Raw genomic sequence first — 22970 nt, forward strand, 5'->3', positions numbered from 1 at the left:
CATCCCCCCTTCCGCCGCCGCGCCGGACAGGCGTAAGGTATCCGCGATGACCGACGATCGCCGTCTCCGTTCCATCCTGATTGCCGGTGGCGGCTCGGCCGGCTGGATGACGGCGGCGGCGCTCGCCAACGCGCTTGGCCGGGGCGTGGCGGTCACACTGATCGAATCGAGCGCGATCGGTACGGTCGGCGTCGGCGAGGCGACGATCCCGCCGATCCGACTGTTCAACCGTACCCTCGGCATCGACGAGGCCGAGTTCGTCCGGCGCACCAAGGGCTCGTTCAAGCTCGGCATCGAGTTCGTCGACTGGGGACGGATCGGGGCGCGCTATTTCCATCCCTTCGGACCCTTCGGGCGCGACTTCGACCTGGTGCCGCTGCACCAATACTGGCTGGATGCCGCCGCGACGGGCGAGGCGCCCGCGCTCGACGACCTGTCCATGGCCTGGGCCGCCGCCAAACGCGGCCGCTTCTGCCCGCCGCTGGCCGATCCACGAAGCGTCGGCTCCACCTTCGACTATGCCTATCACTTCGATGCCGGGCTCTACGCCGCGCTGCTGCGCGACTATGCCGAGGCGCGCGGCGTCACGCGTATCGATGCGCAGATCGCCGGTGCCGAGAGGCACGCCGAAAGCGGGAACGTCGCCGCCGTGGTGCTGGAGGATGGTCGGCGCGTCGAGGCCGATCTGTTCGTCGACTGTTCGGGCTTTCGCGGGCTGCTGATCGAGGAGACGCTGGGCACCGGCTATACCGACTGGCGCCATTGGCTGCCCTGCGACCGAGCGGTCGCGGTGCCGTGCGCGCGCAGAGACTTTACCCCCTATACCCGCTCCACCGCACGGGCCGCCGGCTGGCAATGGCGCATCCCGCTCCAGCACCGCACCGGCAACGGCCATGTCCATTGCAGCGCCTTCATGGATGAGGACGAGGCGACCGCACTGCTGCTCGCCAACCTGGACGGCGCGCCGCTTGCCGATCCGCGCACGCTGCGCTTCACCACCGGACACCGCCGCCGCTTCTGGAGCCACAATGTCGTGGCGATCGGCTTGTCGAGCGGCTTTCTCGAGCCGCTGGAATCGACCAGCCTGCATCTAATCCAGGCCGGCATCTCCAAGCTGCTCGCGCTGTTCCCCACGCGCGACATGGATCCGCTGCTGGTCCAGGAATTCAATCGCCTGTCGATCGCCGAGTTCGAGAGGATCCGCGACTTCCTGATCCTCCACTACAAGCTCACCACGCGCGACGATTCGCCGCTGTGGCGCTATTGCGCGGCAATGCCGATCCCCGAGACGCTGCAGTGGAAGATCGACCATTTCCGCAGTGCCGGTCGGCTGGTGGCGCGCGAGCACGACCTGTTCGCCGCGCCGTCCTGGCTGGCCGTGCATGTCGGCCAGGGCAATCGGCCGGCGGCGCTCGACCCCTTGCTGGCGATACGGGGAATCGACGGACGGCCGCACCTTGCCAAGCTCGCCGACGCCATGGCGCGCGCGGCCGAAACCATGCCCGCGCATGCGGACTATGTCGCGCAGCGCTGCGCGGCAGGACCGCATTAGCCCATCCGAGTCGCCGGGCAGTCGCGTGCGTTCGTCCCTTTGCGGGACGGCGCGAACCCGCCCTTTTTGACCTTGCCGTCGATAGCTGCTAGCCGCCGCGCCTCGTTCAGCCCGCCATGATGTCGTCCGGAGCCGCCTGTCGGCGCGGATCACGCATGGGGGCGAGACGTGGGGGTTACCCGGCGTATTCTCTACCTGCTTGCATTTCTTCGATGCGCAGGGCGCCCCCGCGCACAGAAGAAAAGCTAGATGATCAAGCGTCTCCCGATGGTTCTATGTCTGTTGCCGGTATTGCTCGGCGGAACGACGAGCATGAAGTTATCCGCGGCAAGCCCCGCCCAACCGGCGGCTTCCCCACCAGGACAGGACCAGTCGGTCGAGGCCCTTCCCGCCGCCCAGCCGGCGGTGGAAACGCCTGCACCCGAACCCAATCCGCGCGACGTCGCCTGCGTCGCAAAGGTCATCATCCACGAAGCCGGCAACCAGCCGCTCAAGGGCCAGTTCGCGGTCGCCCAGGTGATCCGCGCGCGGATGGAAGACGGCCGCTTCGCCAAGAGCGCCTGCGCCGTCGTCAAGCAGCCGGGCCAGTTCTTCGATGTCGACGCCTATCATCCCGAACGCGGCGACGATCGCTGGGACGACGCGGTGGAGATCGCCAAGACCACGTTGAAGGGCGAGGGCGAGGACGTGGTGCCGGGCGCGCTGTTCTTCCACACCGCCGGTTATGACATGCCGAACCGCACCCGCGTTGCGCGGGTCGCCGGGCACGTCTTCTACCGCTGAGCGATCAGGGGGCGTTCGCCGCCCCCGCCTCGCCGGGCGCCTCGCTGCCGAACCGCGCCTGTTGCGCGGCCTTCCAGCGCTGCCGCAACCATGCCGCGGGCATATCCAGCTGTGCACGCGCGGTGATGCCGGCCCAGGCCTGCGCCGGTCGCTGCAGCGCGGCGGCAACCGGCCCGGGAGGCAGGTCGTCCACCCAGCCCGCGATCGCCGGGCCTTCGGCCAGTGCAAGCAGCAGGGCCGCGAGGGCGAGGCTGGTCGTCGTCCAGCGCCAGGGATGGCGGCGGTCGATCGCTGCCGGCAGGACCGCCACCGGCGATCCGATCTCTGCGATTTCACCCCGCTCGGCGCCGGTCGTCATCCGCTGCTCCTCAGAACTGATAGTAGATGAAGGGCGCAACCCCCTCGGGCTGCATGGCGCCGATGAGCAGCAGGCCGATCGCGACCAGCGCGCCTACCAGCGGCGCCGGCCAGTGCCGCACCCGCTGCGCCAGCTGCTGCAGCCCGCGCGGTGGAAGGGCGTGCAGGGCAAGTCCGAACAGGACGAGGAACAGCGACAGCGGCGTCACCAGCGTGTTGCGCCAGTCCCCCCCGGCGAGTCCGCGCAGATAGGCGAGCGCCTCGGCCAGACCAGGCGCGCGGAAGAAGATCCAGCCGACCACCACGATGTGGAAGGTCACCAGCACCCCGATCGCGCGGGGCAGCGCGATCCGGCCGCGCGCCGCGCGTACCAGCACCCGCTCGATCGCCAGCCAGCCGCCGTGCAGCGCACCCCATAACAGGAAGGTCCAGTTGGCGCCGTGCCACAGACCGCCGAGCAGCATGGTCAGGAACAGGTTGAGGTAGGTGCGCAGCCGCCCCTTCCGGCTGCCGCCGAGCGGAATGTAGAGATAGTCGCGCAGCCAGCTCGACAGGCTGATGTGCCAGCGCCGCCAGAAATCCTGGAGCGAGGCGGCACGATAGGGCTGGTCGAAATTGCGCGGAAAGCGATAGCCCAACAGCATCGCCAGGCCGATCGCCATGTCCGAATAGGCCGAGAAGTCGCAATAGATCTGCACCGCATAGCCATAGGCACCCAGCAGAAGATCGAAGCTGGAGCGATGCAGCGGATCGCGAAAGGCGGGATCGACCAGCGCGGTCGCCAGTTCGGACGCGATCACCACCTTCTTGAACATGCCCCACAGGATCAGCAGCAGCGCGGCCGCCACCGCGCCGCGCTCCAGCCTCGGCGACGTGCGGAATTGCGGCAGCAGGTCCGATCCGCGCACGATCGGCCCGGCGACCAGATGCGGGAAGAACGACATCAGCAGGGTAAGGTCCAGCCAGCTCGCCGGCGCGATCCGCCGCTGCTGGACATCGACCAGATAGGACACCGCCTGGAAGGTGAAGAACGACACGCCGACCGGCAGGAACACCTGCAGGAGCGGCACGTCCCGCCCGAAGCCCAGCGCCAGCAGCAGCGCATCGAGCTGTTCGAGGAAGAAGCCGGCATATTTGAAATAGGCGAGCACGGCCAGATTCAGCACCACGCCCAGCGCCACCAGCGCGCGTCCGCGGCCGGGATAGGCCGCGATGCTGCGCGCGAGCAGCCAGTTGCCGCTGGCGGAGAGGAACAGCAGCAGCACAAAGCGCCCGTCCCAGGCGCCGTAGAAGAACCAACTGGCCATCAGCAGCGCGATCTTGCGCCACTCGTTCGAGCCGTTGAGCGCCCAGGCAATCGCATAGACGGCCAGGAAGAAGAGCCCGAAGCTCAGCGTGGGGAATTGCATGGACCTTAGCGGGCGGCTGCAGGGTCGGCGACGGTCTTTGCCATCGCCGCTTCGAGATCGGCCTCCAGCCAGCCGGCGATCCTCGCCGCGCCGGGGCTGGTGAAATGCACCCGGTCGCCGCGCATCAGCGGCGGCACCTGCGTCGCCCAGTCGGTGGCGGCGCAGCGCCCGCCCATCCGCTGCGACCAGTCCCAATAGGCCAGTCCCAGCTGGTGCGCGCGGGTGCGCTGGATCGCCTGGACGCTGGCGAGGGCCGCGGTCGGCCGCCATTCGCCCTCGCCGCACGGGAGGGATACGCCCGCAGCGCCCGTCTGCAGCGAGGGCAGCCTGGTAGCGGAATCGGGCGCGCCGATCAGCAGCATCGGCACGCCGGGCGCCAGCCGCTGGAGCCGCCGCAGGCTGGCCTGGAGCTGCGCGTCATAGCCCGAGGTGGTGAAGCGCGGGTAAAAGGCTTCGTTGGTGCCGAACGCGAGGACGATCAGGTCGGGGCCATATTGGGCCAGCTCGCGGGCCACCACGCTGTCGTCGGTCCGGTCGAAGTGCAGCAGCTGCGCGCCGACCGTGCCGAGATTGGACAGCGTCACGCCGCCCGTTCCCGCCTCGGTGGACCAGGAGGTGAGGGCGACCGGCCCTTGCGTGACGGCCACGCCGGCGCTGCTGACGGGCAGCGGGCTGGTCAGCGTGGTGCAGTCGCTACCGGCTGTGGGAGCAGCAAGCGACCAGCGCTGCTGCACGCCCCCGATCGTCAGCGATACCGAACCCGCATTCGGCCCGGTCAGCGCACAGACGGTGAAGCGGTCGAAGCCGAGCTCGGCACGGTCCGCGCGCAGGCCGATCGTCGCGCCGGGGGTATCGGTCGACAGCGTGTAGCCGGTCAGACCCAGCGGTCCGCCGCCGGGGTGCCAGGCGCTGCCGAAGATGCCCGCGGTGGTCCAGGGCCCGGTCTGGGTGGCGGTGATGTCGCGGGTGAGATAGCCGGCATAGGGACGCCCCGGCGGCAGCACGCCGCGTCCGCCGCGTCCGAAGCGGGCCTGCAGCAGCGTCCGCCAGCTGCCGGTCACCTGATCGGCAGCGGTATGGCTGTCGCCGATCTGGACGATGCGCACGATGCGTCCGCTGCCGCGAGCGAACCGAAGCTTGGCGAATACCGGCGCCAGCCGATCCGCATCGCACAGCGCCTGGGTGCAGGGCAGGGCGGTCGCAGGGGCCGCGACCTGCAGCATCGTCGCAATCAGCGCGGCGATCACGTGCCGGCGACCTTGGCCGCACCGTCCTTGCGCATTTGCCCGGCGAGCGTTTCGATCCGCCCGGCAAGCGGGGCCGTGATCCGCTGATAGCCGACGCCCAGCATGTGCAGCCCGTCATTGGTGCGCACCAGTGTGCGCGCGCCGGTCTTCTCGTTCGGCAGATAGGCGGCATAGCCGCCCTGTGGATCCACCGAACGGCTGCGCGTCTCGAGAAAGGGCACGCCGAGCGCGCGCATATGCTCGGCATAAAAGGCGTTCATGGCCTGGATGGACGCGTCGAGGTCCGGATCGCGCATCGCGGGCAGGCCGAGCCAGTATACGCTCGCCCCGGTCGAACGCGCGACCGCGACGAACCGGTCGATCCGCTCTCCCACCACGCGCTTCCAGCCGTCGCTCAGCAGTGGCTGTGGATGGCCATCGGCATAAAAGGGTACGGCATCGTTCGCACCGAAGCAGATCACCGCGATGTCGACCGGATCGGCGGCGAGCTGCTCGCGGGCCCGGGTCTCCAAGTTGAGCCGGTTATACTGGGTGAAACCGGTGGCTTCCTTGGCGAAGCGCAGCACCGCATAGCCGGACTCGCGCGGCAGCTGGCGATCGAGCGCTTCCCAGACTCCCACGCCGAAACTGTCGCCGAACACGCCCACGCGAACCGTGCCGGTCTGACGGACCCGCGCAATCGCCGCGGCGCTTGCCGCAACGTCGCGCACGGGTGGCGGTGCAACGGTCGCGGCAGGGGTCGCAGGGGCGGACCTCGTCGGCAGCGGCAATGCCGGTGCGGGGCGGTGCAGATCGAACGAGAGGCCTACCCCCAACCCGGCAGCGAAGCCGACGACCAGCACCGCGCTGCGATCCAGCGACAGCCGCACCCACCCGAAGCGCCTGCGCTTGCGCGGACGCGGATCGTGCGAGGTACCGGCGCCTTCGCGCATCTCGCTTCCGGCCTCGTCGTGGAGGGAAAGAAATCTCACCGCACGTCCCGCTCGTCATGGCAACGACGGCCGCCTTCGCCCTGGCGGCGAGGCGACGGCCCTTCGTTTTCGATGTCCCCTGTAGCGGCCAGGCAGCGGCGGATCCCGCCTCCCTGTCCGCTCGACGGATGTGCAACGCTGCGCAGGGAAAGTCGAGAGCGAAGGGCGCAAAAAACCGGGAAATCCCGCGGGCATCTAGCAGCGGACGCATCCTCGGAAAGCGGGCACGGCAGCGACACCTCGAAGCAGCGAAGCCCGCAGGCGTGGCTCGCGCAAGATGCCTGGTGCAGTGTTGACCGCGGAGGCGAACACCGCGATGATGCATCCCAATTAATGACGTGATGGTTCATATATCGGACGATCGCGTCATAGCAGGGAGAGGGAAGCCGATGCGGTCTATCCTGGCGTTCGCTGCCGTGGTGGCGAGCCTGATCCTGGGCGGCGGCCCGGTTCATGCCCAGCCGGCCGGCACCCAGCCGTTCGACCAGGGGTGGCGGTTTGCCCGGGGGGATTTCCCCGGCGCAGAGGCGCAGGCCTTCGACGACTCCCGTTGGGCCTGGGTGGACACCCCGCACGATTGGGCGATCAGCGGCCCCTTCGATCGCGACGCCGCCACGACCGGATCCGGCGCCTGGCTGCCGAGCGGCGTCGCCTGGTATCGCAAGGCCTTCACGCGCACGCCAGCGGATACCGGCCGGCGCGTCTTCATCGAATTTGACGGGGTGATGGAACGCTCCGGCGTCTGGATCAACGGGCACCATGTCGGCCATCGCCCGAGCGGCTATGCCAGCTTCCGCTACGAACTGACCCCGCATCTCCGTCCCGCAGGCCAGCCCAACATCCTCGCGGTGCGCGCGGACACCGCGGCACAGCCCGCGTCGCGCTGGTATGCCGGGGGCGGCATCTACCGCCATGTCCGCCTGATCGTGACCGGGGACGTCTATGCCGAGGCCTGGAGCAGCACCGTCCGCACGACCGGGCTGACCCCCGATGCCGCCGCGCTCGCGGTCGCCAGTCGGATCGTGAACCGGTCTGCCACGGCGGTATCGGCAACGCTGGAGGCGACGCTGCGCGACCCGCAGGGTCGCACGGTCGCGACCTTTCGCAGCGCACCTACGGCGCTGCTGCCCGGTCGATCCACGGATCTGCAGGCGGCCGGCCAGCTGCTCGCCCCCCGCCGCTGGGACCTCAGGGATCCTGCGCTCTACACCGCGCTGCTGCGGGTCCGCGCCGCCGACGGGGCGGTCCTGCACGAGGAGCGCGTGCCCTTCGGCGTGCGCGAGGCACGGTTCGAGCCGGCGAGCGGGTTCTGGCTCAACGGCCGCAATCTCAAGCTCAAGGGTGTCGCCATTCACGCCGATGCGGGACCGTTCGGCATGGCGGTGCCGCTGTCGGTCGCCGAGCGGCGGTTGCGGCAGTTGAAGGCGCTGGGCGTCAACGCGGTGCGCACCGCGCATCACCCCTTCTCGCCCGAGTTCCTCGATCTGTGCGACCGGCTCGGGCTGCTGGTGATGAACGAGGCGTTCGACATGTGGACGGTCGCCAAGAACCCGCAGGATTATCACCTGTTCTTCACCGACTGGTCGTCGATCGACGCGCGCGATTTCGTCCGCCGCGACCGAAATCATCCGAGCGTGGTGATATGGTCGCTCGGCAACGAGATTCACGACACGCCGTATCCGGTGCTCGCCAAGGCGATTGTCGAGCGGCTGCGCACCATCTTCCATGACGAGGACCCGACCCGGCCGGTCACCATGGCGCTGTTCCGGCCGAATACCAGCGGCGACTATCGCAACGGGCTGGCCGACATGCTCGACGTGGTCGGCCAGAATTATCGCGAGACCGAACTCGCCGCCGCGCATGCAGAAAAGCCGACGCGCAAGATCATCGGGACGGAGAACAGCAAGAACCGGGCAAGCTGGATCGTGGTCCGCGACAATCCGGCCTATGCCGGCATGTTCCTGTGGACCGGCGCCGATTATCTGGGGGAGGCCGATCGTGCCGGATGGCCGGCGATCAGCAACCCGGCAGGGCTGCTCGACCGCGACGATGCGGTGAAGCCGATCGGCTGGGAACGCGCGTCCTGGTGGTCCGAACAGCCGGTGGTCAGGCTTGCGCGGCGGGTAACCGAGGTGATCGACACCAGCGAGCTGCCGACGATGGTCGGCGTCGCCATGCCCCAGCCCAAGGGCCCCGGTGCGCTCGCCGACTGGAGCCCGCAAGACCGGACACCGCACGACGAGAAGGTGGAGGTCTATGCCAATGTCGACGAGGTGGAGCTGCTGCTGAACGGGCGGTCGCTGGGCCGCAAGCCCCGCGACCGCGAGGACCGCGCCATCGTCTGGCAGGTCCGCTTCGCACCCGGCGAGCTCCGTGCAATCGGCTATCGCCACGGCGCGCGCGTAGCGGAAGACGTGCTGCGCACGGCTGGCGCGGAAGCGGCGCTGCGGTTGGTCCCCGAGATCGACCGCGTCGGCGCGGGCTTTGACGACGTCGCGGCGATACGGGTCCAGGTGGTGGATGCCGGCGGGGTGCTAGTTCCCGATGCCGCCATGCCGGTAACGGTCCACGTCGCGGGGGCAGGGCGGCTGGTGGCCTATGACAATGCCTCGGTCACCGACCATACGCCGTTCGCATCAGCCACCCGCAGCGTGCTGGGGGGCCGGGCGACGGCCTTCGTGCGCGGAACCGGCGGCTCGGGCACAATCCGGATCACGGCGTCCGCCGAGGGGCTGAAGCCGGCGAGCATCGAGCTGACGGCGATGCCGTGAAGGCCTAGGCACTGTCCCTAGTTGCTTGGATTTTGGCAGCTTCCGCGTCGCCTTATGGGTACCCTGCGCCTCGAGCGCGTCGCTGCTCGGCAGTGCTGGCATCTTTGGTCACCGAACCGCATGCGCCACGCGGAGCATAGCCGACCGCGCGGAAGTACGCGCTGGTTCGCGCCGACCAGGGCAATTTCAGGAACGTCCTCCGGGTCACTCCCCGATCTCGATAATACATGTTATGTAAAGCAGCTGACGGAACGATCGGGAAGGGCGAGCACGGCCGCGCCCTTCCCGTGTTCTTGGCTTACCAGTTCACCCCAAGACGGGCGTAGAGATAGCGACCGTTGAAGCCGAACGGCGAGTAGGACGGGAAGCCCAGCACGCCGGTCGAGTTGTTGGCGACGATCGTTCGATCCGGATAGACGTCGAACAGGTTGCTGGCGCCGATCGCGATCTGGGCGCCCTTGCGGGGCTGGTAGCGCAGCTCGAGGTCGCTGATCAGATGCTGCCCGGTATGGATGTCGGCGGCGGGCGTCGTGCCGGGCTGGTTGACGTCGCCATAATAGGTACCGCGCACGGTGATGCCCACGGGGCCCCTGGTCCAATCGATCGTGCCGGTCACCTTCTCGCCGGGCGTACCCTGCTCGATCGTCAGCACGCGGCTTCGTGCGAACAGCACCGGTGCGGGATTCACGGTCGCGGTGCTGGTCGGCACGCGGGTGACGACGATCTCGTTGACGTTGCCGGCCAAGGTGAAGTCGAACGCGCCCGCCGCGTTCGCTGCATCGCCGATCCGGTAATGCGCCACCGCATCGATGCCGCGGGTCCGCGAGCGCAGGCCGTTGATGAAGAAGCGCGCCGACGGCACGTTGAACGGCGCGAGAATCGCCGCGACCTGCGGGCTGAAGCTCGACTGGATGTTCTCCGAAAGCGCCAGCTGATCGCGCAGACGGATCTCGTACGCGTCGACGCTGAGGTCGAAGCCGCCGGCGCGGATCACCGTGCCGAGCGAGAGATTGGTGGACTTTTCCGGCTGCAGCGGCTTGCCGCCCAGTGCGGCCGCCACGGGCGTGGTCGACGGGAAGGTACCGGTGAGGACCGGCGTTCCGTTTTGCACGACCTGGGCGATTGAGGTGAAATATTGCTGCTGCAGGCTCGGCGCGCGGAAGCCGGTCGACACGGTGCCGCGCAGCGCGAACCACTTGGCGACATCATAGCGTGCCGAGAGCTTGCCGTTGGCGGTGTCGCCAAAGTCCGAATAATGTTCGCCGCGGACCGCGACGTCGACCAGGAACGCCTGGGTCACCTGCGCTTCGAGATCGACATAGCCCGAGATGCTGCGCCGCGAGCGCTGGATCGCGTTGACCGGCGCGAACCCGCCAAAGCCCTGCGCACCCGACCCCTCATACGAGGCCTGCTCGCCCGGTGTGATCTTGTAGCCCTCGCGCCGCCCCTCGGCACCGAAGGCGAGGTTGAGCGACTGCAGGACATCGAACTTGCGGCGCACGTCCAGTCCGGCGACCCACTGGTCGAAGATCACCGCGCCGTCATAGAAGTTCTTCGGGGTCGCGGCGCCATAGGTATAGTTGGCCGAGTTGCGCGTGCGATAGGCGATCTTGTTGCGGCCATAGCCGAGATGGAGGTCAACGCCCCACGCACCGACATCGCCCTTCACGCCCACCGCACCGACCGCGTTGGTCGACTTGGTGTTGATGATCGGCAGAAAGCCATCGGGATAGCCCGCCGTGACCACCGCCGGGGCCGCTACCCCGTTCACCGCCGCCAGACGCGGGAAGGCGGCGCTGCGCGTGTCGCGATCCTGATAGCTGGCCCAGCCATAGAGGCTGAAACCGCCGCCGATCCCTTTCCCGGCGTTGATCGTGCCGGTATATTGCTCCACCTGCGGATCACCGAAACGGCCCGTGAGGCGGTTTGCCGGCGTGGTGCGCGGATCCAGGTCGGCGCGGTTGGTCGGCTTGCGATTGACATATTCGCCGGTGATCGTGACGAAGCCGTCCGATCCCAGGCCGAAGCCCTGCCATGCCGACGCGGTGAAGACCGGCTCGCCCGTGGTGCTGCGGCTGCCGCGTGCCGTATCGATGTCGGTGTGATAGATGCCGTAGGTCGCGGTTGCCGCGCCGCCCGAGCGGGCTTCACGCAGGCGCAGGTTGATCACGCCGGCGATCGCGTCCGAGCCATATTGCGCCGAGGCGCCGTCGCGCAGCACCTCGATCCGCTCCAGCGCCGCGGTGGGAATGGTGTTGAGGTCGACCGCCGCCGAACCGCGCCCGACCGAGCCGTTGACGTTGAGCAGCGCCGAGCTGTTCACGCGCACGCCGTTGACCAGCACCAGCACCTGATCGGGAGACAGGCCCCGCAGCGTAGCCGGACGGATGGCATCGGTGCCATCGGTTGCGGACGGCCGCGGGAAATCGATCGACGGCGCGACGGCTGCCACGGCGGCGGCAAGTTCGGTGGTGCCTTGGCGAGTCAAGGCCTGGCTGCTCAGCACGTCGACCGGGGAAGCGCTATCGAGCCGCGACCGACCCAGGGTACGGGTACCCGTGACGACGATCTCCGTCGCCCCGTCGGTCGCGTCCGCCGCGACGGGCGCCGCGGGCTGCGCCGCCTGCTGCGCCTGGGCATGGCCCGAGAGCAGGGCAGTCGTGGAAGCCGCGATCAGCAGCGCCGTACGAAATCTACGCATGGAGAACCCCTTACAATCTTGTCCTTGTCGACCCTGCAATTCCCATCTTCTGACTCGGATTGCAGGAAAGAAAAGGTTCGCGGGGCGAAAGCGACGATGCGCCGTCGCCTCATGCAGGATCGAAGGCCTCGTCCAGCTGTGCGTTCGCGCGACGCTGGAACGCTTCCGCACGCCGCCGGAACGCGGCGGCGACGACCGAATTCCCGCAGGAAGCGGCACGGGCACGCTCTTCCTGGGCGCGGCGTTCGAAGAAGTAGCGGGAACTGGGCATGGCGGTTCTCCCCTGCCGCGGACGCGGGTGGCGGGGAATGAACCGGCGCGGCGATGGTTTCGTTCCGGCAGCGCTGGCCCATTGCCCGCGCGCCGTCAGGCCAGCGTGAGGTAGAGCTCCGCCTCGATCTGCCAGCGACCCTCGATCTCGCGCCACTTGGCGGTATAGGTGCCGCTTGCCTGCACCGTTTCGTCGCCGACGGATACGCCCTGCCAATGGCCATGCTCGAACGCGATCGGCGCGACCGGGGATGGCAGCACGGTATCGGGCGTGCGGGTGTAGACGGTGCGATCGCGCGACATGAACTCGCGCTTCCAGGCGAGCAGCTGCGCCTTCCGTCCGTGGATCACCGCACTGTCCGTGCCCGCCACGAGCACCACGTCGGGCGCCAGCAGCGGGCCGATCGCGACGAGATCGGCCGCGGCCAGCGCCCGATTGAAGGCGGCCCGGGCCATGCGGATGGCGAGTTCTGGAGCGGCGTGCATGCCCCTTCCCTAACCTGTCCTGACCGCGCAGCAAGCCTGCACCATGGCGCCGGCCGACCGTCGGGACATGGGTGATTGCCAGCCGTCCGGCGGCGTGTAGAGTGCCGCCAGCATGTTCGGCTAACCGCCTGATCTGGAGACCATCCTTGCAGCTGAAGCACGTCCTTCTTGCCTCCACCTTGTCGATTGCCGCGATCGCGGCGCCGGCGCTGAGCCACAAGTCCCAGCAGACCGCACCCGCCGCGCCCGGCACGGAAGCCACCCGCTATGGCAGCTGGGGCTTCGACATTGCCGGCATGGACCGCAGCGTGAAGCCGGGCGACGACTGGTACCGCTTCGTCAACGGCAGCTGGACCGATCGCACCAAGATCCCCGCAGACCGCTCGTCCTATGGCGCCTTTGCGGTGCTGCGCGACCTGTCCGAGCTGCGCCTGCGCAGTCTGATCGAGGGGTACAGCCCCACCGACGCCGCCAATCCCGATCGGCGCAAGGCCGCGCTGCTCTATCGCGGTTTCCTGGACCAGGCGGCGATCGAGAAGCTGGATGCGGCGCCGCTGATCCAGCGGCTCCAGCCGCTCAAGGCGGCCAAGTCCAAGGCGGATCTCGCCCGCCTGATGGGCGCCTCGGTCGGCGGGTTCGGCGCCAGCTTCTTCGGCGTGGGCGTTAGCGACGATGCCAAGCAGCCCGACACCTATGCGCTGTATCTGCGCCAGTCTGGCCTGGGCCTCGGCGATCGCGAGCTGTATCTCGATGCCAAGTTCGCGCCCCAGCTGGCGCGCTACCGCCAATATGTCGCGCAGCTGCTCGGCATGGCGGGCTGGCCGGACGCGGCGGCCGCCGCGGACCAGGTGGTGGCGATGGAAACCCGCATCGCCCAGGCCCATTGGACCCGTGCGCAGAGCCGCGACCGCGACAAGACCTACAATCCGGTTTCGATCGCCGAGCTGAAGGCGCAGGCCCCCGGCTTTGCCTGGGATCCGTACTGGCAGGCCGCCGGCCTGACCAAGGCAAGCCGCGTGATCGTGGCGCAGAGCAGCGCCGTGCCGAAGATCGCCCAGATCTTCGCCGATACCGATCTGCAGACGCTGAAGGCATGGGAAGCCTTCCGCATCGCCGACGATATCGCCCCGCTCCTCTCCAAGCGCTTCTCGGATGCGCAGTTCGATTTCCGCTCGCGGTTCCTCAACGGCCAGCCGCAGGAGCGCGAGCGCTGGAAGCGGGCCGTCTCGTTCACCGAGCGGGCGATCGGCGAGGGTGTCGGACGCGATTATGTCGCGCTCTACTTCCCGCCCGAAAGCAAGGCCAAGATGGATGTGCTGGTCGCCAACCTGCGCGTCGCGCTGGCCGGCCGCATCCGGAACCTCGCCTGGATGAGCCCGGCGACCAAGGAGCAGGCGCTCGCCAAGCTGCAGGGCTTCACCGTCAAGGTCGGCTATCCGAGCAAGTGGCGCGATTATTCGAAGCTCGAGGTGCGCGCCGGCGACCTGGTCGGCAATGCCGAGCGCGCCGGTCGGTTCGAATGGGACTATCGTCGCAACCGGCTGGGCGGCCCGGTCGACAAGGCCGAGTGGGGCATGACGCCGCAGACGGTCAACGCCTATTACAACTCGGTCAAGAACGAGATCGTGTTCCCCGCGGCGATCCTGCAGCCGCCCTTCTTCGACCCCAAGGCGGACGATGCGGTCAATTATGGCGGCATCGGCGGCGTGATCGGGCACGAGATCAGCCACGGCTTCGACGACCAGGGCCGCAAGTCCGACGGCAACGGCGTGTTGCGCGACTGGTGGACCGCGGAGGACGCGACCAAGTTCGAGGCGCAGGCGGTGCGGCTGGGTGCACAGTACGAGGCCTATACGTTCGAGGGCCTGCCCGGCGTGCATATCAACGGCCGTGCCTCGATGGGCGAGAATATCGGCGACCTTGGCGGGGTGATGATCGCGCTCGACGCCTATCATGCCTCGCTCGGCGGCAAGCCGGCGCCGATGCTCGACGGCTTCACCGGTGACCAGCGCTTCTTCCTCGGCTGGGGCCAGGTGTGGCGGACGCTGTTCCGCACCGAGGCGCTGCGCCAGCAGCTGGTCAGCGATCCGCACTCGCCGGGTCAGATCCGGGCGGTGAACCCGCTGCGCAATGTCGATGCCTGGTATGCCGCGTGGAACATCGATCCGAGCCAGAAACAGTATCTGGCGCCCGAGGATCGGGTGCGGATCTGGTAAGCAAAAAAAGCGGCCGGGAGGAGGGAAGCTCCCGGCCGCGAGGCTGCGGGGGTGACTAGAAGTCGATCCGCACCGAGGTGCTGATCGTACGGCCATTGATCGAGCGGGCGCGGACGATGCCGTTTGCCGGGATCGCGCCTTCCTCCGCCTCGGTGAAGCCGCGGACATTGAACAGGTTGTTGGCGTTGAGCGACACCAGCAGCTTGGGCAGCGGCCGATACTGGGCGAAGGCGTTCACCTGGGTGAAACCGGGCAGCTTCAACTGGTTGTTGTCCTGGGCATAGCTGCTCGTCGTGCCGACGATGCTGGCGCCGATCGCCGCTCGGCCGATGTCATATTGCGGCGTCGCCTGGAAGATCAGCTGCGCCTGGCGGCGCGGGGTGTTGCCGACCACCCCCGGATTGAGCGCATCGGCGACGATGCGCGAATGGGTCCAGGTAGCGCCGGTCATCAGGCTGAACGGGCCGTTGCGATAGCCGCCGTCGAATTCCAGGCCATAGGCGCGATAGGTGCGATCGATGAAGACCTGGCGCGTCGCCTCGTAATTCTGTTCCTCCGTCCGCGCCCAGAAGCCGGTGAGGTTCAGCGTGAGGCCGCCGCGCCGGTATTTCGCGCCCAGCTCGGCCTGGTTGACGAAGTCGACCGCCGCCGATCGGCTGACGAGGTTGCCGGTGGTGGTGCTGACCGCCGGGCCGAACAGCAGCCGATCCGCATTGGCGCGCGCGCCGCGGCTGTACCGGGCGAAGACCGACATATAATCGACGAAGCGATAGTTGATGCCGGTCGAATAGCTCCAATAGTGATAGCTGTAGTTGACCGGCGCGGGGCTGGTCAGCGGGATGACCGCCACGCGCGTCTCGGCATCCGAGATAACGCCGTCGCCATTGATGTCGCGGCTGGTCGTGCCGACCCGGCCGCCGCCGAGATCGGCACCTGCGATCGAACCGTCCGCGTCGCCGAAATCATAGCGAAGGCTGGCGCCGATCGAGAGCTGGCCCTGCTGGTAGTTGAGCGAGGCAAAGGGCGCGTTGACATTATAATCCACGCGGTAGCTGCGCCGGCAGCACCCGCCGAAATAGGCAGCGCTGTAGCCGTAGAAACCGTCCTGCGTCACCGCCGTGCCGTTGGCGCGCCGCACATTGACCAGCGCCGCCTCGCCCTCGCCGCGCACGTCGGTCAGGATCGACGTCCACAGCCAGTCGGTATCCACTGTCTGGCGCGACTTGTAGAACCCGACGGTGGTGGTGAGCTTGCCGCTGCCCAGCGGATAGACACGGCTGGCCCGCAGATCGTTGGTCATGTTGTTGAGGCTGTTGAGCTTGGTGTCGAACACGACGATCTGGGCCAGCAGCCCGTTGCCGTTCAGCGCGGCGAGATTGGTGATCGCCTTGCCCGTGTTCGGCCCGCTCGCATAGGCCAGCGTCGCGCCCGCCCCGCCCATCGACGTGGCGATGGTGCCCGCGGCATCGACATTGGCAGGGAAGTTCGAGATGAACCGGCCCGAGATCTCCGAGAAGCGGAAGCGGTCGGTCACCGTCCAGCCGGCCAGCAGCGTTTCCGCCTCGAAGCCGATCGCCTTGACCAGCGGATGCTGGCCGTCGCGCACATCGTCGGTCACCAGATTGTTGTTGCCGTCCAACGTCACGTTGCGCGTGAAGTTGGGTGTCAGCAACTGGTCGCGATTCGACCGGAAACTGGCGAGATCCTGGTAGGTCGGGTTGGCATTGGTGCCCGTCACCCGCACCGGCATCGGCAGATAACCGACCGCCCGATCATCGAGGAACTTGCCGTACAGCCGGATATGGCCGCCCGTGAAGTCCTTGGTGACGTTGAACTTGAACTGGCCGCCCTTGTTGCCGTCATAGCCGATGCGGCGCGGGCCGGTGCCCTGGCGATAGAAGCCGCCCATATGGAAGCGCACGCTGTCGGTCAGCTTCGCCCCATAGTCGAAGTCGAGCCGATAGTCCTTATAGTCCAGGCCCGTGCTTGCCTGCACCGCGCCGCCCTCGGTCTCGCCGGTCTTGGAGATCATGTTGATCACGCCGCCGGGCGAATTGGAGGCGAAGGTGGAGGCGGAACCGCCGCGGATCGATTCGACCTGGGCCAGGTTGAGATCGGCGCGCAGGAAGATGTCGGCATTGCCGAAGGTGATGTCGCCGAACTCGAGTACCGGCAGCCCGTCTTCCTGCAGCTGCAGGAACTTCGCGCCACCCGAGGCGATCGGCAGGCCGCGGATCGAGATGTTGGCGTTGCCCTCGCCGCCCGAACTTTCGGAGCGGATGCCCGGCAGCGTGCGGAAGATCTCCGCCACCGAACGCGGCGCCGCCTTCTGGATGTCGTCCGCCTTGAGCGAGCTGGTGGAAATCGCGCTGTCGAGGCGATCGCGACCGCGCGCCACGGCGGTAACCACAATCTCGGTGTAGTTCTCGGCCTCTGCGGACGTGCGCTGCGCTTCCTGTGCCAAGGCCGGCGAGGCGGTCGACAGCAATACGACGCCGATAAGCCCGAATCGCCGATGGCGATCCATCATGCCGGTTTTACCCATTTGCCTTCCTCCCAGCGTTGCGTCCTGAAAGGGCGCTTCGTCATTTACTATATTCCGCCTTTTTCCATTTGGTCGGAAGGTAGGTATTTTTGCGGAGAAAGATACGGCATCGACATTACGGTCCACAATCAAACCACGAAGGAAGTGTTTCCCTTGGTTCAACTTGCCAAGCCGTTGATACTAGGCCCGGCAACGTAGGGCCATATTTGGACTTCCATTGGCAACGGGTCGGACTGACCTGTACCAAGGGGAAGGCGGCTGCCCGTCCGGCACATACGAAAAAGGGCGCCCGCGAATGCGAGCGCCCTTCCCGGTACCGGCTGCCTGCGTGGGAACAGCCGGACCTGCGGGAACCGTCGACGACGATTACATGCCGTTGTGCAGATTGGTGTCCGCGTCGTGGGTACGCATGTCCTTCGCCTTCGCATCGCCCTCGGCGCGGACGGCGTCGGCCTGGTTCTGCAGATTGTCCTGCGTAGCGTCGGTGGTGGCGTTGCTGGCCATCGCCTCGATATTGTCGGCGCGGGCCTCGGCATTCGCCTCGATATTGTCGGCCGCCTGCTCGCGCGGCGTGTTGTTGCAGGCCGAAAGCGCGAACAGGCCAGCGGCGGCGCCGAGCACAAGCATCTTCTTCATCGTCATTGCCCTTTACGTTGGTACAGTAGGAAAACGTTGCGAGCGAAAATCAACGACGTGGCGCTTTGTTCCGACGCTGTAACGCGAACGAGATGAAATGAGCGTGCGAGCGTATCCGCCAAGAAACGATCCGTTCCGACAATCCCGACCCCAACCGCCAGGCTAGAAACGGCCATCCCTCTCGATGGAGTACCGCCATGCCCACCGCCTCGCCCACCATTGTCCTCGTGCATGGCGCCTGGGCCGACGGATCCAGTTGGCGTAGGGTGATCCCGATCCTGCTCGACGCCGGGCATGCGGTCGTCGCGGTGCAGAATCCCACCCAGTCGCTTGCCGGCGACGTGGCGGCGACACGGCAGGTGCTGGATGCGATCGACGGCCCGGTGGTCCTGGTCGGCCATAGCTGGGGCGGTGCGGTCATCACCGAAGCCGGCAACGACACCAAGGTGAAGGCGCTGGTCTATGTCGCCGCCTTCGCGCCGGCAGCGGGCGAGGCACTGGGGCCGCTGGTCGGCAAATATGCCAATCCGCCCGCCATCGAGAAGATCCGCGATGACGGCAAGGGCAACCTCACGCTTGCGGCGGAAGGATGGGTGGAGGATGTGGCCAACGACCTGCCCGAGGCCGAGGCCCGCGTCCTCGCCGTGCTCCAGCCGCCGCTGCCTGCGAGCACCTTCGGCGATGTCATTGGCGAGGCGGCATGGGCGGATCGTCCGTGCTGGTACATCGTCTCGACGCAGGACCGCTTGGTGAGCGTCCCGCTGGAACGGGAGTTCGCGGCGCGGATGAACGCGACGACCACCGAACTCGCCGCAGGACACCTCTCGCTGCTGTCGCAGCCGGACGCGGTGGCGAAGGTGATCCTGGAGGCCGTGGCGGCGATCGCCTAACGCTGCGCGAGGGCGTGTTCGAGCGCGTCGGCGCCGTCGATGCGCTCGTCCCCGAGGAAGATCACCGGAGTCGTCGCGACGCCGAACTCGTCCTTCACCGCCTCCACCTCGTCGCGGGTTCGCAATACCCGATCATCGATCGCATACCCCCGCTCCTCCAGCAGGTCCCGGGCACGAATGCCGAAGGGGCAGACATGATCGGGCAGCACCATCCGGTACAAGGTCGCGCGCTTCTCGTCTGCCATCCGCTATCTCCTTGCCGAACAAATGCTTGGCGTGGGTTGCGGTTGCACGGCCTCAGCTGCGCAGGAAGAGGTTGCGGAACCATAGCGGGCCGCTGCGCTGCGCTGCCGCGCGCCAATCGTCCGGCACCTCCTCGGGGTCATAGCGTCGCGGATCGAACAGCTTGAGCCGCACGCCGCGATAGGCCGCCGCTTCATAGGTCACCAGCGTCAGCGCATGCTCAAGCGCGGTCGCCGCGACCAGCGCATGCCGGTCGCTCGCCAGCATCACCTGCCCTCGCCGCCGCGCGACGGCCAGGTCGACCGGCAGCAAATGGCTGCCGAAGGCGGGGACCAGCTGTGCGTCGATCCATCGGCGGATGGCCTCCCCCGCCTCTCCGCCCGGCGCGCGCGCGGCGTAGGCCTCGATCTCCGCCAGCGTCAGCATCGAGACGAACAGCTGCTCGCGCGGGACGCCCCCGGCCCAGGCGGCAAGCTTGGGATCGGCGGCACCGCTGCGCGCCTTGCGCAGATCCAGCAGCACGGCGGTGTCGAGCAGGTACATCTCACCAGCGCCCGGGCTGCGGATCCAGATCGAAAGGCTCGGCCATGGCCAGCGCATCGACGATGCTCTCGCGCTCGCCCCGCAGCGTCCGGAAGCTGGCGATGCTCATCAGCACATGGGTCGGCGTGCCGCGATCGGTGATGAACACCGGTTCGGTGCGGGCGAATCGCTTCGCCGCGCTGACGTCCTGGTTGAATTCGCGGCTGGTGAGAACCTTCATCGCCGTGGCTCCGGTGCCAAATTGATAGCGCTATAATGTAGGTACGTACCTACGTTGTGGAGCCACGGCAACACCCGCGGGCGATCGCGAAGGAAAGTGCGGTCGTGGCGACGATCGACCCTTGCCGGGAAGGCGCGAGCACGCTTCCTAAGGGTCCGCGCCGGTGCAGAAGATGCCGCGCGCTCGAGGGGATCCGAATGAACGACCTGCTGACCGCCGCCTGGCACGCCCTGACCGACGTCCTCAATCCGCACGGGCCCGCCGTGCATGCCGCCAAGACCTATGCGCCCGGCGATTACAGTATCCATTTCTTCCTGCAGTTGGCGATCATCCTGCTCGCCTGCCGGGTGGTCGGCTGGGCAGGGCAGAAATTCCTGAAGCAGCCGCAGGTGGTGGGCGAAATGATCGCCGGTGTTGTCCTGGGCCCCTCGCTGCTCGGGCTCTTCTTTCCGGATCTGCAGCTGGCGATTTTCCCCAGGGAAACACGGAACGTGCTCTATGCCGGTGCGCAGCTGGGCGTGGGGCTGTACATGTTCATGGTCGGGCTGACGCTGCGGCTCGATCATTTCCAGTCCAAGGCCAAGAGCGCGGCGGGCGTCTCGGCCGCCGGCATCGCCGCACCGTTCCTGCTCGCGGCGCTGATCACGCCCTATCTGCTCACGGTCCCCGGCCTGTTCACCGCCGGTATCAGCCAGGCCAATGCCACGCTGTTCATGGGCGCGTGCATTGCGCTGACCGCCTTCCCGATGCTGGCGCGGATCATCAACGAGCGCGGGCTGGCCAATTCCGCACTCGGCACGCTGTCGCTCACCGCCGGCGCGTTCGACGACGCGGCCTCCTGGTGCGTGCTGGCGGTCGTGCTGGCGACCTTCGGTGCGGGTGCAGGGGTTGCCGTGCTCGCGATCGGCGGCGCCGTGCTCTATACCGGCTTCATGCTGCTGTTCGGCCGGCGCCTGCTGGCGCCGCTCGGCCGCATCGTCGAGGCGCGCGGCGAGATGACCACGTCGATCCTGGCGATAACGCTGATGCTGTTCTGCCTGTCGGCCTTCATCATGGACGCGATCGGCATCCACGCCATCTTCGGCGGCTTCCTCATGGGCGTGTGCATGCCGCGCGGCGCGTTCGTGGCCGAGCTGAAGCGCAAGGTCGAACCGCTGGCGGTGGTGCTGCTGCTGCCGATGTTCTTCACCTATTCGGGGCTCAACACCCGGATGGACATGGTCAACTCGCCCTTCCTGCTGGTGGTGGCGCTAGGCATCCTGGCCGTGTCGGTCCTCGCCAAGTTCGGCGCCTGCTGGGCGGCGGCACGGATCGCCGGCGAGGACAACCGCACCGCGCTCGGCATCGGCGCGCTGATGAACTCGCGCGGGCTGATGGAGCTGATCATCATCAACATCGGCCTGCAGAAGGGCATCATCGGGCCGACGCTCTTCTCGATGCTGGTGCTGATGGCGATCGTCACGACGGTGATGGCGACCCCGCTGTTCGAGGCCGTGTACGGCCGCAAGGCGCGGGCAAGCGGCGAGCTCGACGCGATCGACGGGCAGCTCGCGACCGTCTGACCTCAGCCGATCAGCTGGCGGATCAGCTCGCGGTGGCCGGGCAGGTCCGCCACCGCCTGATCGCCGAAGCTGCGGATGCGCGCGAACTGGCGTTCGGCTGCCTCGGCGTGGGGGAAGCCCGCGCGGGCGGCGGACAGGTCGGTGGCAAAGTCCATGCCGTAGAGGATGTACTGATAGTTGAAGAAGGCGAAGCTCTCGACATCCAGCAGGAAGTCGAACCGGCTCGGCGGCCGGTATCGCCATTGATCGAGTAGCGCCTTGAGCGTGTCCGGGATCGAGGCCGGATCACGATTGTCCCGCCAGAACGGTTCCTCGCGGCGGCTCAGGCAATAATGCAGCTTGAGGAAGTCGACGATCCGCTCGTAACGCGCGGTCATCAGCGCGTTGAAGCGCGCCGCCGCGGCGTCGACCGGGCCCGCGTGCGGAAACAGCTCGGCGATCATTGCCGCCGCCGCCTCGATCAGCACCACCCCGGTCGCCTCCAGCGGCTCCAGGAAACCGCCCGCCAGCCCCACCGCGACGCAATTCCGGACCCAGGGCGTGCGGCGATAGCCCGGCTCGAAGCGGATCAGCCGCGCGTCGTGCGGGGCACCGCCCAGATGCGTATCGAGGATTTCGGCGGCACGCGCGTCGGAGCAGTGCGCCGAGGAATAGACGCAGCCGATCCCCCGGGCGTGCTGCAGGCCGATGTCCCAGGTCCAGCCCGCTTCGTGTGCGGCCGCAACGGTGGTGGTCGCGATCGGTGCTTCGGGATCGGCATAGGGCAGCTTGCAGGCGAGCGCGCGATCGGTGAACAGCTGGTGGCGCACCGACGTCAGGGGTGCGCCGAGTGTCCTGCCGATCAGCGCCGCCTCGAACCCCGAACAGTCGATATACAGGTCGGCGGTAAGGCTGCCATGCTCGCGCGTCTCGATCCGGTCGATCGCGCCTTCGGCAGTGGTATGGGCAGAAAAGACCTCCCCTTCCAGATGTCTGACACCAAGTTCGATCGCGCGGTCGCGAAGCAGCGTCGCCAGCCGGACGGCGTCGAAATGATAGGCGTAGGTGAGCGGCCCGCCAAAACCCGCTTCCTCGGCCCGCTTGGGCGCCCGGCCGTGCGCGGCGACCCGGTTCTGGATCGTCATCGCTTCGGCAAAGGGCAGGCGCGTCGCGGCGGACTGGAGCAGCCAGTAGGGAACCAGTCCCGCCCCCTCGGTATGAAACGGCGCTTCGAAGGGATGGAGGAACTGGTGGCGGGTGCCATCGGCGCCCGGTACGTGCAGCCAGTCGTCGAAGCGAATGCCCTGCTTGAAGGTGGCGGCCGCATGCCGGACGAAGGCGCGCTCGTCGATGCCGAGGAAGTGCAGCGTCTCGCGGATCGTCGGAAAACCGCCCTCGCCCACCCCGACGATTCCCAGCGCGGGCGATTCCAGCACGGTGATCGCGAAACGGCGCTGCTGCGCGAGATCGAGATACCGTGCGAGATAGGCGGCGGTGAGCCAGCCCGCCGTGCCGCCGCCCAGGATCAGGATCCGCCGCATGGGGTTCATCGGCCCTTGCTAGGGCGCAGCCGCGCGCGGGGCAATGGC

Annotated in this window: 19 protein-coding genes; 6 read left to right on the top strand and 13 right to left on the bottom strand. The window is 67.7% G+C overall.

Annotated features, from left to right (window positions below):
• Positions 1-46 precede the first annotated feature (46 nt).
• Together OIM94_RS19030 and OIM94_RS19035 are read left to right on the top strand one after the other, a co-directional pair.
• Complete coding sequence (locus OIM94_RS19030; RefSeq protein ID WP_264609983.1) at positions 47-1552, top strand: tryptophan halogenase family protein; 1506 nt, start codon at positions 47-49, stop codon at positions 1550-1552.
• A 249-nt stretch (positions 1553-1801) separates the two neighbouring features.
• Entirely contained in the window at positions 1802-2335 is a 534-nt protein-coding gene (locus OIM94_RS19035; protein WP_264609984.1) for a cell wall hydrolase, read from the top strand.
• Positions 2336-2339: 4 nt separating this feature from the next.
• Here the strand turns inward: OIM94_RS19035 and OIM94_RS19040 are convergent, their stop codons facing one another.
• Genes OIM94_RS19040 through OIM94_RS19055 form a run of 4 tightly spaced genes read right to left on the bottom strand, consistent with a single transcriptional unit; the run spans position 2340 to position 6319 of the window.
• Positions 2340-2693 carry a hypothetical protein gene (locus OIM94_RS19040; protein ID WP_264609985.1) on the bottom strand — a complete coding sequence of 118 codons (354 nt, stop codon included), beginning with the start codon at positions 2691-2693 and terminating at the stop codon, positions 2340-2342.
• A gap of 10 nt (positions 2694-2703) precedes the next feature.
• Positions 2704-4101 (bottom strand): MBOAT family O-acyltransferase, encoded by a 1398-nt coding sequence (locus OIM94_RS19045; RefSeq protein ID WP_264609986.1) that lies wholly within the window; start codon positions 4099-4101, stop codon positions 2704-2706.
• Positions 4102-4106: 5 nt separating this feature from the next.
• The gene (locus tag OIM94_RS19050) at positions 4107-5348 is read right to left on the bottom strand and encodes a GDSL-type esterase/lipase family protein (protein WP_264609987.1); all 1242 of its coding nucleotides are present in this window, start codon (positions 5346-5348) and stop codon (positions 4107-4109) included.
• Entirely contained in the window at positions 5345-6319 is a 975-nt protein-coding gene (locus tag OIM94_RS19055) for a GDSL-type esterase/lipase family protein (protein ID WP_264609988.1), read from the bottom strand. The genes OIM94_RS19050 and OIM94_RS19055 overlap by 4 nt, the downstream gene beginning before the upstream one ends.
• Positions 6320-6708: 389 nt before the next feature.
• On the opposite strand from OIM94_RS19055, the gene OIM94_RS19060 reads away from it, so the two are divergent.
• Positions 6709-9090, top strand: a complete 2382-nt coding sequence (locus OIM94_RS19060) for a glycoside hydrolase family 2 TIM barrel-domain containing protein (RefSeq protein ID WP_264609989.1) — start codon at positions 6709-6711, stop codon at positions 9088-9090.
• Between the two features lie 298 nt (positions 9091-9388).
• Here the strand turns inward: OIM94_RS19060 and OIM94_RS19065 are convergent, their stop codons facing one another.
• The 3 genes from OIM94_RS19065 to OIM94_RS19075 form a co-directional block, all read right to left on the bottom strand.
• Positions 9389-11791: a TonB-dependent receptor plug domain-containing protein gene (locus OIM94_RS19065; protein ID WP_264609990.1), complete on the bottom strand. Its 2403-nt coding sequence runs from the start codon at positions 11789-11791 to the stop codon at positions 9389-9391.
• Between the two features lie 109 nt (positions 11792-11900).
• Complete coding sequence (locus OIM94_RS19070; protein ID WP_264609991.1) at positions 11901-12062, bottom strand: hypothetical protein; 162 nt, start codon at positions 12060-12062, stop codon at positions 11901-11903.
• Between the two features lie 95 nt (positions 12063-12157).
• Positions 12158-12547 (bottom strand): nuclear transport factor 2 family protein, encoded by a 390-nt coding sequence (locus tag OIM94_RS19075; protein ID WP_264609992.1) that lies wholly within the window; start codon positions 12545-12547, stop codon positions 12158-12160.
• Between the two features lie 146 nt (positions 12548-12693).
• Here OIM94_RS19075 and OIM94_RS19080 point away from each other — a divergent pair, with 146 nt between their 5' ends.
• Complete coding sequence (locus OIM94_RS19080) at positions 12694-14763, top strand: M13 family metallopeptidase (protein ID WP_264609993.1); 2070 nt, start codon at positions 12694-12696, stop codon at positions 14761-14763.
• A gap of 55 nt (positions 14764-14818) precedes the next feature.
• Here the strand turns inward: OIM94_RS19080 and OIM94_RS19085 are convergent, their stop codons facing one another.
• Entirely contained in the window at positions 14819-17290 is a 2472-nt protein-coding gene (locus tag OIM94_RS19085) for a TonB-dependent receptor (protein WP_413716416.1), read from the bottom strand.
• 384 nt (positions 17291-17674) lie between these two features.
• Complete coding sequence (locus OIM94_RS19090) at positions 17675-17944, bottom strand: hypothetical protein (protein WP_264609995.1); 270 nt, start codon at positions 17942-17944, stop codon at positions 17675-17677.
• A gap of 197 nt (positions 17945-18141) precedes the next feature.
• Here OIM94_RS19090 and OIM94_RS19095 point away from each other — a divergent pair, with 197 nt between their 5' ends.
• Positions 18142-18834: an alpha/beta fold hydrolase gene (locus OIM94_RS19095; RefSeq protein ID WP_264609996.1), complete on the top strand. Its 693-nt coding sequence runs from the start codon at positions 18142-18144 to the stop codon at positions 18832-18834.
• On the opposite strand, the gene OIM94_RS19100 is transcribed toward OIM94_RS19095, so the two are convergent.
• Genes OIM94_RS19100 through OIM94_RS19110 form a run of 3 tightly spaced genes read right to left on the bottom strand, consistent with a single transcriptional unit; the run spans position 18831 to position 19840 of the window.
• Complete coding sequence (locus OIM94_RS19100) at positions 18831-19079, bottom strand: glutaredoxin family protein (protein ID WP_264609997.1); 249 nt, start codon at positions 19077-19079, stop codon at positions 18831-18833. The genes OIM94_RS19095 and OIM94_RS19100 overlap by 4 nt on opposite strands.
• A gap of 52 nt (positions 19080-19131) precedes the next feature.
• Positions 19132-19620 carry a PIN domain-containing protein gene (locus OIM94_RS19105; RefSeq protein WP_264609998.1) on the bottom strand — a complete coding sequence of 163 codons (489 nt, stop codon included), beginning with the start codon at positions 19618-19620 and terminating at the stop codon, positions 19132-19134.
• 1 nt (position 19621) lies between these two features.
• Positions 19622-19840 (bottom strand): type II toxin-antitoxin system Phd/YefM family antitoxin, encoded by a 219-nt coding sequence (locus OIM94_RS19110; RefSeq protein WP_264609999.1) that lies wholly within the window; start codon positions 19838-19840, stop codon positions 19622-19624.
• A gap of 197 nt (positions 19841-20037) precedes the next feature.
• Between OIM94_RS19110 and OIM94_RS19115 the strand changes: the two genes are divergently transcribed.
• Complete coding sequence (locus tag OIM94_RS19115; protein WP_264610000.1) at positions 20038-21402, top strand: cation:proton antiporter; 1365 nt, start codon at positions 20038-20040, stop codon at positions 21400-21402.
• Positions 21403-21404: 2 nt separating this feature from the next.
• Here the strand turns inward: OIM94_RS19115 and OIM94_RS19120 are convergent, their stop codons facing one another.
• The gene (locus OIM94_RS19120) at positions 21405-22931 is read right to left on the bottom strand and encodes a tryptophan halogenase family protein (RefSeq protein ID WP_264610001.1); all 1527 of its coding nucleotides are present in this window, start codon (positions 22929-22931) and stop codon (positions 21405-21407) included.
• Positions 22932-22970 lie beyond the last annotated feature (39 nt).

Origin of the sequence: Sphingomonas sp. R1 (genome assembly GCF_025960285.1) — a bacterium.
In the GTDB taxonomy this organism is placed as follows: Bacteria; Pseudomonadota; Alphaproteobacteria; order Sphingomonadales; family Sphingomonadaceae; genus Sphingomonas.

Coding starts and splice junctions, on each gene's coding strand:
- OIM94_RS19085 (WP_413716416.1), bottom strand. CDS start 17,290: ATGGATCGCCATCGGCGATTCGGGCTTATCGGCGTCGTATTGCTGTCG.
- OIM94_RS19110 (WP_264609999.1), bottom strand. CDS start 19,840: ATGAAGGTTCTCACCAGCCGCGAATTCAACCAGGACGTCAGCGCGGCG.
- OIM94_RS19120 (WP_264610001.1), bottom strand. CDS start 22,931: ATGAACCCCATGCGGCGGATCCTGATCCTGGGCGGCGGCACGGCGGGC.
- OIM94_RS19105 (WP_264609998.1), bottom strand. CDS start 19,620: ATGTACCTGCTCGACACCGCCGTGCTGCTGGATCTGCGCAAGGCGCGC.
- OIM94_RS19075 (WP_264609992.1), bottom strand. CDS start 12,547: ATGCACGCCGCTCCAGAACTCGCCATCCGCATGGCCCGGGCCGCCTTC.
- OIM94_RS19115 (WP_264610000.1), top strand. CDS start 20,038: ATGAACGACCTGCTGACCGCCGCCTGGCACGCCCTGACCGACGTCCTC.
- OIM94_RS19035 (WP_264609984.1), top strand. CDS start 1,802: ATGATCAAGCGTCTCCCGATGGTTCTATGTCTGTTGCCGGTATTGCTC.
- OIM94_RS19090 (WP_264609995.1), bottom strand. CDS start 17,944: ATGAAGAAGATGCTTGTGCTCGGCGCCGCCGCTGGCCTGTTCGCGCTT.
- OIM94_RS19060 (WP_264609989.1), top strand. CDS start 6,709: ATGCGGTCTATCCTGGCGTTCGCTGCCGTGGTGGCGAGCCTGATCCTG.
- OIM94_RS19030 (WP_264609983.1), top strand. CDS start 47: ATGACCGACGATCGCCGTCTCCGTTCCATCCTGATTGCCGGTGGCGGC.
- OIM94_RS19065 (WP_264609990.1), bottom strand. CDS start 11,791: ATGCGTAGATTTCGTACGGCGCTGCTGATCGCGGCTTCCACGACTGCC.
- OIM94_RS19040 (WP_264609985.1), bottom strand. CDS start 2,693: ATGACGACCGGCGCCGAGCGGGGTGAAATCGCAGAGATCGGATCGCCG.
- OIM94_RS19100 (WP_264609997.1), bottom strand. CDS start 19,079: ATGGCAGACGAGAAGCGCGCGACCTTGTACCGGATGGTGCTGCCCGAT.
- OIM94_RS19070 (WP_264609991.1), bottom strand. CDS start 12,062: ATGCCCAGTTCCCGCTACTTCTTCGAACGCCGCGCCCAGGAAGAGCGT.
- OIM94_RS19095 (WP_264609996.1), top strand. CDS start 18,142: ATGCCCACCGCCTCGCCCACCATTGTCCTCGTGCATGGCGCCTGGGCC.
- OIM94_RS19045 (WP_264609986.1), bottom strand. CDS start 4,101: ATGCAATTCCCCACGCTGAGCTTCGGGCTCTTCTTCCTGGCCGTCTAT.